General features: G+C 70.9%; 15 protein-coding genes and 1 pseudogene. 9 read left to right on the top strand and 7 right to left on the bottom strand.

Going from position 1 to position 12,951, the window contains the following annotated elements:
* Positions 1-26 precede the first annotated feature (26 nt).
* The 3 genes and pseudogenes from NS331_RS27345 to NS331_RS04790 form a co-directional block, all read right to left on the bottom strand.
* Complete coding sequence (locus tag NS331_RS27345; RefSeq protein ID WP_275936446.1) at positions 27-392, bottom strand: Bug family tripartite tricarboxylate transporter substrate binding protein; 366 nt, start codon at positions 390-392, stop codon at positions 27-29.
* Positions 380-997 carry a Bug family tripartite tricarboxylate transporter substrate binding protein gene (locus tag NS331_RS27340; protein ID WP_275936445.1) on the bottom strand — a complete coding sequence of 206 codons (618 nt, stop codon included), beginning with the start codon at positions 995-997 and terminating at the stop codon, positions 380-382. The genes NS331_RS27345 and NS331_RS27340 overlap by 13 nt, the downstream gene beginning before the upstream one ends.
* Positions 998-1,031: 34 nt before the next feature.
* Positions 1,032-1,313 (bottom strand): annotated as a pseudogene (locus NS331_RS04790) (arylsulfatase); the annotation flags it as partial.
* 26 nt (positions 1,314-1,339) lie between these two features.
* Between NS331_RS04790 and NS331_RS04785 the strand changes: the two are divergent.
* The gene (locus tag NS331_RS04785) at positions 1,340-2,245 is read left to right on the top strand and encodes a LysR family transcriptional regulator (protein ID WP_058640872.1); all 906 of its coding nucleotides are present in this window, start codon (positions 1,340-1,342) and stop codon (positions 2,243-2,245) included.
* 129 nt (positions 2,246-2,374) lie between these two features.
* Here the strand turns inward: NS331_RS04785 and NS331_RS04780 are convergent, their stop codons facing one another.
* The 4 genes from NS331_RS04780 to NS331_RS04765 form a co-directional block, all read right to left on the bottom strand.
* The gene (locus NS331_RS04780; protein ID WP_058640871.1) at positions 2,375-2,770 is read right to left on the bottom strand and encodes a type II toxin-antitoxin system HicB family antitoxin; all 396 of its coding nucleotides are present in this window, start codon (positions 2,768-2,770) and stop codon (positions 2,375-2,377) included.
* A gap of 25 nt (positions 2,771-2,795) precedes the next feature.
* A complete protein-coding gene (locus NS331_RS04775; protein WP_058640870.1) occupies positions 2,796-2,975 on the bottom strand; it encodes a type II toxin-antitoxin system HicA family toxin in 180 nt (59 codons plus the stop codon).
* A gap of 78 nt (positions 2,976-3,053) precedes the next feature.
* Positions 3,054-3,731, bottom strand: coding sequence for a lipoprotein-releasing ABC transporter ATP-binding protein LolD (gene lolD / locus NS331_RS04770; protein ID WP_058640869.1), 678 nt, complete (start codon positions 3,729-3,731; stop codon positions 3,054-3,056).
* A complete protein-coding gene (locus NS331_RS04765) occupies positions 3,724-4,980 on the bottom strand; it encodes a lipoprotein-releasing ABC transporter permease subunit (RefSeq protein ID WP_058640868.1) in 1,257 nt (418 codons plus the stop codon). Before NS331_RS04765 ends, lolD begins: the two co-directional genes overlap by 8 nt.
* 147 nt (positions 4,981-5,127) lie before the next feature.
* On the opposite strand from NS331_RS04765, the gene NS331_RS04760 reads away from it, so the two are divergent.
* The 8 genes from NS331_RS04760 to NS331_RS04725 all read left to right on the top strand — a co-directional run bounded on the left by NS331_RS04760 (position 5,128) and on the right by NS331_RS04725 (position 12,887).
* Positions 5,128-6,063: a hypothetical protein gene (locus NS331_RS04760; RefSeq protein WP_082702257.1), complete on the top strand. Its 936-nt coding sequence runs from the start codon at positions 5,128-5,130 to the stop codon at positions 6,061-6,063.
* Positions 6,060-7,874 carry a single-stranded-DNA-specific exonuclease RecJ gene (gene recJ / locus NS331_RS04755; RefSeq protein ID WP_058640866.1) on the top strand — a complete coding sequence of 605 codons (1,815 nt, stop codon included), beginning with the start codon at positions 6,060-6,062 and terminating at the stop codon, positions 7,872-7,874. Before NS331_RS04760 ends, recJ begins: the two co-directional genes overlap by 4 nt.
* A complete protein-coding gene (locus tag NS331_RS04750) occupies positions 7,871-8,590 on the top strand; it encodes a response regulator transcription factor (RefSeq protein ID WP_058640865.1) in 720 nt (239 codons plus the stop codon). The genes recJ and NS331_RS04750 overlap by 4 nt, the downstream gene beginning before the upstream one ends.
* Entirely contained in the window at positions 8,590-9,966 is a 1,377-nt protein-coding gene (locus NS331_RS04745) for a sensor histidine kinase (protein ID WP_058640864.1), read from the top strand. The genes NS331_RS04750 and NS331_RS04745 overlap by 1 nt, the downstream gene beginning before the upstream one ends.
* Before the next feature lie 71 nt (positions 9,967-10,037).
* Positions 10,038-10,286 (top strand): type II toxin-antitoxin system Phd/YefM family antitoxin, encoded by a 249-nt coding sequence (locus NS331_RS04740; RefSeq protein WP_058640863.1) that lies wholly within the window; start codon positions 10,038-10,040, stop codon positions 10,284-10,286.
* Positions 10,283-10,669 carry a type II toxin-antitoxin system VapC family toxin gene (locus tag NS331_RS04735; protein WP_058640862.1) on the top strand — a complete coding sequence of 129 codons (387 nt, stop codon included), beginning with the start codon at positions 10,283-10,285 and terminating at the stop codon, positions 10,667-10,669. The genes NS331_RS04740 and NS331_RS04735 overlap by 4 nt, the downstream gene beginning before the upstream one ends.
* Positions 10,670-10,852: 183 nt before the next feature.
* A complete protein-coding gene (locus NS331_RS04730; protein WP_058640861.1) occupies positions 10,853-11,338 on the top strand; it encodes a tripartite tricarboxylate transporter TctB family protein in 486 nt (161 codons plus the stop codon).
* Between the two features lie 37 nt (positions 11,339-11,375).
* Positions 11,376-12,887, top strand: coding sequence for a tripartite tricarboxylate transporter permease (locus NS331_RS04725; protein ID WP_058640860.1), 1,512 nt, complete (start codon positions 11,376-11,378; stop codon positions 12,885-12,887).
* The last annotated feature ends 64 nt before the right edge of the window (positions 12,888-12,951 follow it).

Here is a 12,951-nt window from a genome sequence, read left to right as displayed (position 1 = left end):
CCTTTCGCATTCAGCCCCTATCCGACTCAGTTCAGCACGATGTGCGCCTTGGTCGCCACGTCGCCGAACTTGCGCAGGCTGTCCTGCACGAACTTCTGCGCCTCGGCCGGCGACATGCGGCCCGGCAGCTGGCCGCCCGCCTCCAGCGCGGCCTGCACTTGCGGGTTCTCGGCCGCCTTGGCGATGGCGGCATTGAGCCGTGCCACCACCGGCGCGGGCAGGCCCTTGGCCGCCGCAACGGCGAAATACTGGGTCGCCTCGTAGCCCTTGAGGCCCGCTTCGGCCATGGTCGGCACGTTGGGCAGGCGGGGAATGCGGTAGGGCGTTGTCACGGCATAGGCACGCAGCTGGCCGGCCTTGATCTGCGACAGCACGGGCGTCACGCCCAGCATGCCAGCTTGACCTGGCCACCCACCACGTCCACCACCGCCTGGCCGCCGCCCTTGTACGGCACGTGCAGCATCTGCGTTCCCGCCATCTGGTTGAACAGTTCGCCGGCCAGGTGCTGGCCGGTGCCGATGCCGGAGCTGGCGTAGTCCCACTGCTGCGGGTTCTTCTTCATCGCAGCGATGAGCGAGCTCAGGTCCGTCGGCGCCAGCGCGGCGCCGCCCACCAGCACGATGGGCCCCTGCGACAGCAGGCCCACCGCCTGCAGTTCTCGGCCCACCTCCGGCTGCGCTTGGCCGAAGAGCACGGGCCCCGGCACCGTCACCAGCGTGTAGCCGTCCGGCTTGGCGCGCGCCGCCTGCTTGAGTGCCAGCGCGCCGGAAGCACCGGGCACGTTGTCGACCACGATGGACTGGCCGATCTGGTCCGACACGGCCTTGGCGAAGGCCCGGGTGAGCACGTCCACCGAGCCGCCGGGCACGAAGCCGACGATCCAGGTGATGGGTTTGGCCTCGGGCCAGGGCGCTTCGGCATGGGCGCCGAGGGCGAGCGTGGAAAGCGCGAGCGCCGAAAGGCGCAGGAGGTGACGGCGGCTGGCGGAGGTGGTCATGGCTTGCTTCGGGGCGTTGTTCGAGGGGTGGCGGTCAGCGGTCCAGCTGGCCGGGTGGCGTGTGCGGATGCGCGGCCGCACTGGCGTTGAAGTCGCGGATCATGCGCAGCACCGGGCCCATCACCCAGGTGTTGAAGACCAGCACGTCGGTCTCTTCCTTGGGGTCGCGCGTCACGTTGAACAGGTAGGGCGATTCCAGCTTGCCCTGGCCCTGGTTGACCTCGGGCTCCCAGTAGAAGTGCAGCTTCCAGTCGCGCCACTTGGCCGCGCGCAGCTCCTGCTTGATGTAGAAGAGAAAGCCCTCGCGCGCCGACTTCTCGCGCCATGCCATGAGCGCCAGGAATGAACCTCTCGATCCAGGACATCCAGTACTTTCTTGCCGTGGCCCGCGATGGCCAACTCTCGGCCGCCGCCGACGAGCAGGGCGTGACCCAGTCGGCACTCACCAAGGCCATGCAGCGGGTGGAGCGGGAGTTCGGCGTGCAGCTCTTCGAGCGCAGCGTGCGGGGCGTGCGGCTGACCTCGGCCGGCCTGCGCGTGGCCGAGCAGATGCGCCGCCTGCAGGCCGAATATGCCGACACGGTGCTGCTGGCCGACGAGATGCGCGCCCGCCAGGCAGGCCTGCTACGCCTGGGCGTGACCGACACCACCGGCGGCAACCGCATGGCCGCCGTGCTCGGCCCCATGCTGGCCATGCGGCCGGGCCTGCGCATCAAGCTGCGCGTGGACCGCTCGGACGCGCTGGCCGCCCAGGTGCAGGACGGCACGCTGGACCTGGCCCTGGTGCCCGCGTACGAAGGCCTGCCGCTGCCCGCCGAGCGCACCAAGGTCGACAACGACCCGCTGCTGCCGCTGGTGCGCGTGGGCCATCCGCTGGCGCAGCTGGCGCGCGTCGCGCTCAAGGACGTGGCGCGCTACGGCTGGATGCTGGGGCCGGAGCATTCCTCCGCCTTCCGCGCCGTGGCGGCGGTGTTCGCACGCCAGGGCCTAGGCCCGCCGCAGGTGGTGGTGGAGGTGCCCTTTTCGTCCGAGATGAACCTGTCGGTGCTGGCCGCCACCGACCTGGTCACGCTGCTGCCGCGCTCGCTGATGCCGCTGGCGGCGCAAGACCGCTTCGTGCAACTGCCCGTGGCGGCGCTGCGCATCCCGCGGGCGGTGGTGCTGCTGTCACGGCCGGGCTCGGCATGGTCGCCGTTGATGGAGACGCTGCGGGGGTTGCTGCTGGAGCGGACGATGGCGAGGCACTGAAATCCTTTGCGCGCCTGAGCCCGTCGGCTGCGGAGCCGCCCCGGACGACCATCCGCCAGCAGCCTCGACCATGCCGCAAGCGCAAAAAAGCCCGCGCGCGGCGGGCTCGAAGGGTGGCGCAAGGCGCCGTCAGTGGGCTCGCTCCGCCATCTCTTTCTCGGCCGCCGCGGCCAGGAACGCCGAGCGAGAGATGCGGCGCTGGCTCGCATACCGGTCGATGCGCTGCAGCAGGGCTTCGGACATGCTCACGTTCACACGCACGGCCCTGTCGCGCACCTTGGCAAGGTCGATGTCCACCAGCATCCAGAAGCCGCCCTTGAAGTCCTTGCTGCCAGCCCACTCATCGACGCTGGAGGGTGCGGGAATGGGGTCCGCGTCGTTGCCGTAATGGGCCTCGACGGCTTCCTGTGCTGCGCTGGGGATACCGGCGGCATCGTCGGCGGCCGCGAAGCATCCGGGAAGGTCGGGAAAGGTCAGGCCAAAGGCGCTGCCCTTGTCCTTGTGGACGTAGACGGGATAGAGCATCGTCGTTCCTTCGAGAGTGCCCGGCTCAGAGCCCAGCCTGTTTCAGTATGCTTTTGACGGTACCGACCGGCAGATCCTTCTTCGGATGCGGGACCGTGACCTTGCCCGGCTTCGTCGGGTGCTTGTACTGCCGGTGCGATCCCACCGTGTGGACCAGGTACCAACCGTCGGCCGTGATCTGCTTGATGAGCGCGTCGCTCGACATTGCGCAACTCTACACAAAACTGCGCAATTTTGCGCAAGTGCACATCGAGCGATGGGGGCGTCGCTCCAGCTGGAGCGCTCAATCCGCCAACCGCCCCTGCACGAGTCGCAGCACACGGTCGCAGCGCGCGGCCAGCGACTCGTCGTGCGTCACCATCACAAAGGCCGTCCCGCGCTCGCGCGCCAGCTGCAGCATCAGCGCGAACACCGTGTCGGCCGTGCTTCGGTCCAGGTTGCCCGTGGGCTCGTCGGCCAGCACGCAGGCGGGCTGCGTGACCAGCGCCCGGGCGATGGCCACGCGCTGGCGTTCGCCGCCGGAGAGCTCGGCCGGGCGGTGCGACAGGCGCTCGCCCAGGCCTACGGCGGCCAGCGTGGCGCGCGCGGCCTCGGCGGCCTTCTCGGGCGCTTCGCGGCGGATCTTGAGCGGCATGGCCACGTTGTCCAGCGCGCTGAATTCGGGCAGCAGGTGGTGGAACTGGTAGACGAAACCCAGGTACTGGTTGCGCAGGCGGCCCTGGGCCGCGGCATCCAGCCGGCCGAGCAGCTGGCCCTTGAGCTCGACGGTGCCGCTGCTGGGCGAATCCAGCCCGCCCAGCAGGTGCAGCAGCGTGCTCTTGCCCGAGCCGGAGGCGCCGACGATGGCCATGGTCTCGCCGGCGCGCACGTCCAGGTCCACGCCGTGCAGCACGGTGAGGTCGATGCGGCCTTCGTGGAAGCGCTTGGTCAGGCCGCGGGCCTTGAGCACGACGTCATTCATACCGCAAAGCCTCCGCCGGATTCACACGGCTGGCGCGCCAGCTGGGGTAGAGCGTGGCCACGAAGGCCAGCACCAGGGAGATGATGGCGATGGGCATGATGTCGCTGCGCTGCGGGTCGCTGGGCATGCGGCTGATGAGGTAGATGTCCTGCGGCAGAAAGTGCGTGTGCAGCAGCCGCTCGATGGCCGGCACGATGACGTCGATGTTGTAGGCCACCAGCAGGCCCAGCCCCAGGCCGGCGAAGGTGCCGATCACGCCGACCATGGCGCCCTGCACCACGAAGATGCCCATGATGCTTTTCGGACTCGCGCCCAGCGTGCGCAGGATGGCGATGTCGGCGCGCTTGTCGGTCACGGTCATCACCAGCGTGCTCACCAGGTTGAAGGCGGCCACGGCCACGATCAGCGTGAGGATGATGAACATCATGCGTTTCTCGACCTGCACGGCCGCGAACCACGTCTTGTTCTGCCGCGTCCAGTCGCGGATGAGGAACTGGCCCGGCAGCGTCTTGGCCAGCTCGTCGGCCACCTCGCGCGCGTCGTCCAGGTTGCGCAGCTTGAGGCGGATGCCGGTCGGGCCCTCCAGCCGGAAGACCTTGGCCGCGTCCTGCTCGTTGATCATCGCCAGCGCAGAGTCGTACTCGTAGTGGCCCGATTCAAAGGTACCCACCACGGTGAACTGCTTGAGCCGCGGCACCACGCCGGCCGGCGTGACCTGGCCGCCCGGCGCGATCAGCGTCACCTGGTCGCCGTCACGCACGTATAGCTGGCGCGCCAGCTCGCTGCCGAGCACGATGCCGAACTGGCCGGGCACCAGCCTGTCGAGCGCGCCCTTCTGCGCCGTGCTGGAGAAGTCGGTGACCTCGGGCTCCAGCTTGGGCTCGATGCCGCGCACCAGCGCGCCCTTCATGTCCTCGCCGCGGGCGATCAGCGCCTGCGTGGCGATGAAGGGCGCGGCGCCGATGACTTCGGGATTCTTGCGGGCCGCGTCCATGATGGGCTGCAGCTCGGGCAGCGCCTGGCCGTCGCGCGAGAAGATCTCGATGTGCGAGACCACGCCCAGCATGCGGTCGCGCACCTCCTTCTGGAAGCCGTTCATCACCGACAGCACGATGATCAGCGCCGCCACGCCCAGGGCGATGCCCGCCATGGACACGCCGGAGATGAAGGAGATGAAGCCGTTGCGGCGGGTGGCCCGGCCCGCGCGCGTGTAGCGCCAGCCGAGCTGCAGTTCGTACGGAAGAGGCATGGATGCGAAGACGGCGCCGCGTGGCGCCGGAAGCCCCCGGGAAGCCGGGCCGGGCATTGTGGCACCGCGCCACGAGGCCCCGCGTCGGACGCGACAATACGGCCCATGTCGCCTTCCGCCGACGCCCAGTCCCCTGCTTCGTCCCCCTTGCACCTGATCGTCCCCTTCGCCGGCCGGCGCACGCCCGCCTGCCAGGCCGCCCTGCCCGGCCTGACGCTGCCCAACCTGGCAGCCCTGCTCGCCCGCCTGCCCGAGGCCGCGGCCGACGCGCAGGACGAACACAGCCTGAACCCGCCGCACGAGCGCGCCCGCGCCGCCGCGCTGGGCCTGCCCGCCGCCGCCGACGGCACCCTGCCCTGGGCCGCCCTGGCCGCCCGCCGCGCCGGCCTGCCCGGCGCCGCCGACCAGGCCTGGGCCTGGGTCACGCTGTGCCACTGGCAGGCCGGCATGAGCGAGGTGGTGCTGACCGACCCGGCCCACCTGGCCGTGCAGCCCGCCGAATCGCAGGCGCTGCTGGCCGCCGTGCGGCCCTTCTTCGAAGAGGACGAGATCCATCTCTTCGCCACCGACGCGCCCGGCACCTGGCTGGCCAGCGGGCCGGTGTTCGACCAGCTGCCCACGGCCTCGCTCGACCGCGCCATCGGCCAGCCGCTGGACGCCTGGCTGCCCATGGCCGATGGCGCCCGCACCCTGCGACGGCTGCAGAACGAGATGCAGATGCTGCTCTACAACCACCCGGTCAACGACGCGCGTGGCGAGCGCCGCCAGTTGCTGGTCAATTCTCTGTGGTTCAGCGGCACCGGCCGCGCCGCCATCGTGCAGCCACCGGCCAGCCTGCCGGCCGTGGACGAGCGCCTGCGCGCCGCCGCGCTGGACGACCATGGCGAGGCCTGGGCCGCCGCCTGGGCCGCGCTCGACGCCGGCCCCATCGCGCAATGCCTGGCCCGCAGCCGTGCCGGCGAGCCCGTGGCCCTGACCCTGTGCGGCGACCGCGCCGCCCGCCGCTACCAGGGGCGGCGCGGCCTGCTGCAGCGCTGGCTGCAGCGCACGCCCGGCGTCGCCGCCGTGCTGGAGTCGCTGTGAAGATCATTCCCCGCGACGTACCGCCGCGCACCGCCTGGGCGCTGGAACAGGCCGGCCTGCATCCGCTGCTGGCGCGCCTGTATGCCGCGCGCGGCGTGGCCTCCGCCGACGAACTGGACGACGGCCTGGCCCGCCTGCTGCCGCCCGCCGGCCTGCGCGGCGCCGAGGCCGCCGCCCGCCTGCTGGCCGACGCCATCGCCGCTGACCGCCGCATCTGCGTGGTGGCCGATTACGACTGCGACGGCGCCACCGCCTGCGCCGTCGCGCTGCGCGGACTGCGCCTGCTGGGCGCACGCCACGTGCAGTACCTGGTGCCCGACCGCGTGACCGACGGCTACGGCCTGACACCGCCCATCGCCGAGCGCGTGGCCGCCACCGGTGCCGACCTGCTGCTGACGGTGGACAACGGCATCGCCAGCGTGGAGGGCGTGGCCCGTGCGCGAGAACTGGGCCTGTCCGTGCTGGTGACCGACCACCACCTGCCCGGGCCCGAACTGCCCGCCGCCGACGTGCTGGTCAACCCCAACCAGCCCGGGTGCGACTTCGCCAGCAAGAGCATCGCCGGCGTGGGCGTGATGTTCTATGTGCTGCTGGCCCTGCGCGCCGAACTCCGCGCGCGCGGCGCCTACGACGGCCGGCCCGCCGCCGGGCCCACGTCTTCGGCGGATGGCGAAGCACGCGCAGCGGGCAAGGTGGCGGCGCCCGTTCAGCAACCCAAGCTGGACGTGCTGCTGCCCCTGGTGGCCCTCGGCACCGTCGCCGACGTGGTCCGGCTGGACGCCAACAACCGCCGCCTGGTCGCCCAGGGCCTGCGCCGCATCCGCGCCGGCGCCATGCCCTGCGGCCTGGCCGCCCTCTTCCGCGCTGCCGGCCGCCGGCCCGAGGTGGCCACCACCTTCGACTTCGGCTTCGCCCTCGGCCCACGGATCAACGCCGCCGGCCGGCTGGCCGACATGACGCTGGGCATCGAATGCCTGCTCACCGACGACCCCGGCCGCGCCGACGAACTGGCGAAGCTGCTGGACGGCATCAACCGCGAGCGCCGCGACATCGAAGGCGGCATGCGCGAGCAGGCCATCCGCCTCGCCGAGTCGTTGTTCGGCATGCAGCAGGCGGTGGAGGGCCAGGACCGGCCCGTCGCCAGCATGCCCGCCGCCATCAGCGTGTTCGACCCCGAGTTCCACGAAGGCGTGGTCGGCATCGTGGCCTCGCGCCTCAAGGACCGGCACCACCGGCCGGTGTTCGTCTTCGCGGCCAGCGGTGCCGAAGGCAAGTCGCACGAGCTCAAGGGCTCGGGCCGCTCGATCCCCGGCTTCCACCTGCGCGATGCGCTGGACCTGGTGGCCAAGCGCCACCCCGGCGTGCTGCTGCGCTTCGGCGGCCATGCGATGGCGGCGGGCTGCACCATCGCGCGCGAGCAGTTCCCGGTGTTCGAGCGCGCCCTGGCCCAGGTCGCCGCCGAATGGCTGGACGCCGCCACGCTGACCCGCCGGCTGGAGACCGACGGCCCCATCGACCGCGAATACCTGCGCGTGGAGCTGGTCGACACCCTGCACCGCGAGGTGTGGGGCCAGGGCTTCGCGCCGCCCACCTTCAGCGACGAGGTCGAGGTGGTGTCGCAACGGCTGGTGGGCGAGAAGCACCTGTCGCTCAAGCTGCGCCTGGCGGGCCAGCCGGTGGACGGCATCTGGTTCGGCCAGACCGAGCCGCTGCCGCCGCGCGTGCGCCTGGCCTTCCGCCTCGATGCGGACGAATGGCAGGGCGTGCGCCGGCTGCGCCTGATGGTCGAAGGCGCCGAGCTGCCCGGATGAGCGATACCGCCCTGCCCTGGCGCTGCCTGCTGGTGGAGGACGATGCCTCCAACGCGCGCTACATCGCCGACGGCCTGCGCGCCATGGGCCACACCGTGGCCATCAGCCGCGACGGCGCCGAGGCGCTGGCCCGCGCCACCGGCGAGGCCTGGGACCTGGTCATCCTCGACCGCATGCTGCCCAACGGCATCGACGGGCTGGCCATCCTCTCGACCCTGCGCGGCCTGGGCCTGCGCACGCCGGTGCTGGTGCTCAGCGCCCTGAGCGCGCTGGACGAGCGGGTGCGCGGCCTCAAGGCCGGCGGCGACGACTACCTGGCCAAGCCCTTCGCCTTCTCCGAGCTGGCAGCGCGGGCCGAGGCCCTGGTTCGCCGCACCCGCGCCGGCCCCGAGCAGCGCGTGCTGCAGGTGGCCGACCTGCGGCTGGACCTGGGTGCGCGCAAGGCCGAGCGCGGCGGCAGGCCGCTGGCGCTGCAGCCGCGCGAGTTCCGCCTGCTGACCTGCCTGATGCTCAACGCCGGCCAGGTCATGACCCGCACCATGCTGCTCGAGGCCGTGTGGGACTACCAGTTCGACCCGCAGACCAACGTCATCGACGTGCAGATCAGCCGCCTGCGCACCAAGCTCGACGGCGCCGGCGGGCCGCCGCTGATCCACACCGAGCGCGGCGTGGGCTATCGGCTCGCTGCGCCGGAGCCCGGGGAGTCATCCGCCTGATGGGCGCCTGGCGCCGGCTGTGGGCCTCGGTGGGCTTCCGGCTCGCCTTCCAGTACGCCGTGCTCGTGGCCATCACCATGATGGCGGCGCTGGCCATCGTCTACCTGCAGACCGTGGGCGTGCTGCACCAGCGCATCGCGCGGCAGGTGGGCACCGCCACGACGCAGATGCAGGCGCGCGCCGAGCGGGAAGGCCTGGACGCGGTGGCCGCCGCCATCGGCCGCGCGCTGGCCGACGGCCGCCAGTCCGACACCGAGCTCTACGGCCTGTGGCAGCCCGACGGCACGCGCCTGGCCGGCAACCTGGACGCGCTTCCGGCGGACGCCACCGGCAACCGCGACGGCCAGCAGCGCGTGCAGCGCGGCGGCAGCGCCATCACCGGCTACCTGGCCGTGCGCCGCCTGCCCGGTGACGCGCTGCTCGTGGTCGGCCACGACCTGAGCGACCAGGACGCGCTGGAATCGCTGGTCATCAGCGCCAGTGCCGCCGCGGGCCTGATCGCGCTGCTGCTGCTGGTGGGTGGTGTCTTCGTCTTCCGGCAGGAGCTGGAGCAGGCCGTGGGCCGGGTGCGCCGCACGGCCGGCCGCATCGCCGAGGAAGGCCGGCTGGCCGAGCGGGTGGACATCGCCGCGGGCGACGACGAATTCGCGCGCCTGGGCCAGGACATCAACGCCATGCTCGACCGCATCGAGTCGCTGATGGCGGGCGTGCGCCAGGTTTCCGACACCGTGGCGCACGAGCTGCGCACGCCGCTGACCCGCGCGCTGCTGGGCCTGCAGGCCGCGCAAGCGCCCGAGGTGCCCGACGCCGCGCGCCGCGAGGCCATCGACCGTGCCGTGCAGGAACTGCAGGAGCTGGGCACCGTGTTCCAGAAGCTGCTGCAGATCGCCGAAGCCGAGGCCGGCGCCCGCCGCCGCGACTTCGCGCCGGTGGCGCTGCATGCCATCGCCGACGACGTGCTGGAGCTGTACGAGGCCGTCGCCGAGCAGCAGGGCGCGCGGCTGCTGCGCGAGCCTGCCGACGACGCGCGGGTGCACGGCGACCGCGACCTGCTGGCCGGCGCCATCGCCAACCTGGTCGACAACGCGCTCAAGTACGGTGGGCCCGGCTGCACCGTGCGCGTCGGCACGGCTGTGGATGCCGACGGCCAGGCCGTGGTCGAGGTGCAGGACGACGGCCCCGGCGTGCCCGCCGCCGACCTGGCCCGCATCGGCCAGCGCTTCACCCGCCTGCGGCCCGAGCTGCCCGGCCACGGCCTGGGCCTGGCCAGCGTGCGCGCCGTCGCCGCCCTGCATGGCGGCAGCCTGCAGGCCGAGGATGCGGCGCCCGGCCTGCGCATGCGGTTGACGTTGAGCGCCCTTGCAGAGACGGCCTGAAGCGCCTGGCTTTCGCCCTTGCAGCAAAGAATTTAGACTAACCTTAGCTAACTTCACCCCCCGAGCCGGCCATGCAACCCGTCAACATGTTCGAAGCCAAATCCTCGCTGTCGCGCCTGGTCGAGGCCATCGAGGCCGGTGCCGAGAGCGAGATCGTCATCGCCCGCCATGGCCGGCCCGTCGCCAAACTGGTGCCGGTGGATCAATCCGCGGCGCAGAAGCGCATCGGCGTGGCCAAAGGCAAATTCGTCGTGCCGGACTCCATCGATGCGTACAACGACGAGGTGGCGGCGCTGTTCACCGGCGAGGTCAAGTCTTGAACCTGCTGCTGGACACCCACATCGCGCTCTGGGCGATCACGGACAGTCCACGGCTTTCGCAAGCCGCACGAGAGCGCATCGCATCGCCGCGCGCCACGGTGTGGGTCAGCGTGGCCTCGCTGTGGGAAATCGGCATCAAGCATTCGCTCGGCCGTGGCGACATGCCGGTCGGCAGTGAAGAGGCCTGGCGCTACTTCCGTGAGGCGGGCTACCAGTTGCTGTCGATCAAGCCCGAGCACATCGTCGAGGTCGAGGCGCTGCCTGCCCACCACAAGGACCCGTTCGACCGCCTGCTCGTGGCCCAGGCCCTGGTCGAGCCCATGCACCTGCTGACGCACGATCCGCTGGTCGCGCGCTACAGCGAACGCATCCTGCACGTCTGAAGCCGGCGCGCCATGCGCCGCATCGCCTCGACGGTCTTCCCCTGCCGCCCACATTGCCGAATGGCAATGTTCCTGTAACCCACGGCGCAGGCCCCCTTTCCTACGATCGCGCCCGCTTCCCGCCCCGATGTGGCGGACCTGCCGCCGTGCGCGGATGCATCAACGATCAAGGAGACCTGCAGGGTGAAGATCAAGAGTCAAAGAGATTTCTTTTCGGGCGCGCTGTTCTGCGCCTTCGGCGTGGCGTTCGCCTGGGGCGCCACCTCGTACACGGTGGGCGACGGCGCCCGCATGGGCCCGGGCTACTTTCCGCTCATCGTCGGCGTGCTCATCGCCATCATGGGCACGCTGATCACGCTCAAGGCGATGACGGTGGACACCGAGGACGGCGAGCCCATCGGCCGCATCGCCTGGCGGCCGCTCATCTTCATCATCGGCGCCAACCTGGCCTTCGGCGTGCTGCTGGGCGGCCTGCCCAGCATCGGGCTGCCGCCCATGGGGCTGATCGTGGCCATCTATGCGCTCACCTTCATCGCCAACCTGGCGGGCGACCATTTCAGCGTGAAGTCCTCGCTGGTGCTGGCCACCATCCTGGCGGTGGGCAGCTACCTCGCCTTCGTCGTCGCACTCAAGCTGCAGTTCCCGGTCTGGCCCACGTTCATCGCCTGATCCCCTTTCTCCAGAGACATACAAGAACACGGGCCTCATGGACCTCTTCAACAACCTAGCGATCGGCTTCGGCGTCGCCTTCACATTCCAGAACCTCGTCTACGCCTTCGTCGGCTGCCTGCTGGGCACGCTGATCGGCGTGCTGCCGGGCATCGGCCCGGTCGCCACCATCGCCATGCTGCTGCCGGCCACCTACGCGCTGCCGCCGGTGTCGGCGCTGATCATGCTGGCGGGCATCTACTACGGGGCGCAGTACGGCGGATCGACCACCGCCATCCTGGTCAACCTGCCGGGCGAATCGTCGTCCGTGGTCACGGTGATCGACGGCTACCAGATGGCCCGGCAGGGACGCGCCGGACCGGCCCTTGCCGCCGCGGGCCTGGGCTCCTTCTTCGCCGGTTGCGTGGGCACCATCATCCTGGCCGCCTTCGCGCCGCCGCTGACCGAGCTGGCCTTCAAGTTCGGCCCGGCCGAGTACTTCAGCCTGATGATCCTGGGCCTGATCGGTGCGGTGGTGCTGGCCTCGGGCTCGCTGCTCAAGGCCATCACCATGATCCTGCTGGGCCTGGCCCTGGGCTTGGTGGGCACGGACGTGAACTCGGGCGTGGCCCGCTATAGCTTCGACATTCCGGAACTCACCGACGGCATCGGCTTCATCGCCATCGCCATGGGCGTGTTCGGCTACGGCGAGATCATCGGCAACCTGTCGCAGCCGGCGGAGCAGCGCGAGGTGTTCACGGCCAAGGTCAAGGGCCTGTGGCCGACGGCCGCCGACTTCAAGCGCATGACGCCCGCGGTGCTGCGCGGCACGGCGCTGGGCTCGGCGCTGGGCATCCTGCCGGGCGGCGGCGCGCTGCTGTCCTCCTTCGCCTCGTACACGCTGGAGAAGAAGATGCGCCGCGCCCCCGGCGAGGTGCCCTTCGGCAAGGGCAACATCCGCGGCGTGGCGGGCCCCGAGTCGGCCAACAACGCCGGCGCGCAGACCTCCTTCATCCCGCTGCTGACGCTGGGCATCCCGCCCAATCCGGTGATGGCGCTGATGGTCGGTGCCATGACCATCCACAACATCCAGCCCGGCCCGCAGGTGATGACCAGCAACCCCGAGCTGTTCTGGGGCCTGATCGCCTCGATGTGGATCGGCAACCTGATGCTCATCATCCTGAACCTGCCGCTGATCGGCGTGTGGATCAAGCTGCTGACCATTCCCTACAAGTGGCTCTTCCCGGCCATCGTGCTGTTCTGCGCCGTGGGCGTGTACTCGGAGAACAACAACACCTTCGACGTCTGGATGGTGGCCGTGTTCGGCGTGGTGGGCTATGCCTTCCTCAAGCTCAAGTGCGAGCCGGCGCCACTACTGCTGGGCTTCATCCTGGGGCCGATGATGGAAGAGAACCTGCGCCGGGCGCTGCTGCTGTCGCGTGGGGACTGGGGCGTGCTGGTCTCGCGGCCCATCTCGGCCAGCCTGCTGGCGGCATCCGCACTGCTGCTGGTGATCGTGCTGCTGCCGGCGGTGAAGGCGAAGCGGGAAGAGGCGTTCGTGGAGGAGTAACGCGGCGACGCCACAGCGCAAGAGCGCCAAAGATTACGCCCGGGCCGCCATCGCGCCGCCCGGG

This window comes from Pseudacidovorax intermedius (assembly GCF_001476815.1).
Classification (GTDB): Bacteria; Pseudomonadota; Gammaproteobacteria; order Burkholderiales; family Burkholderiaceae_C; genus Xenophilus; species Xenophilus intermedius_A.
The sequence above is the reverse complement of the archived record's forward strand: the minus strand, read 5'-3'. Positions and strand labels throughout refer to the sequence as shown.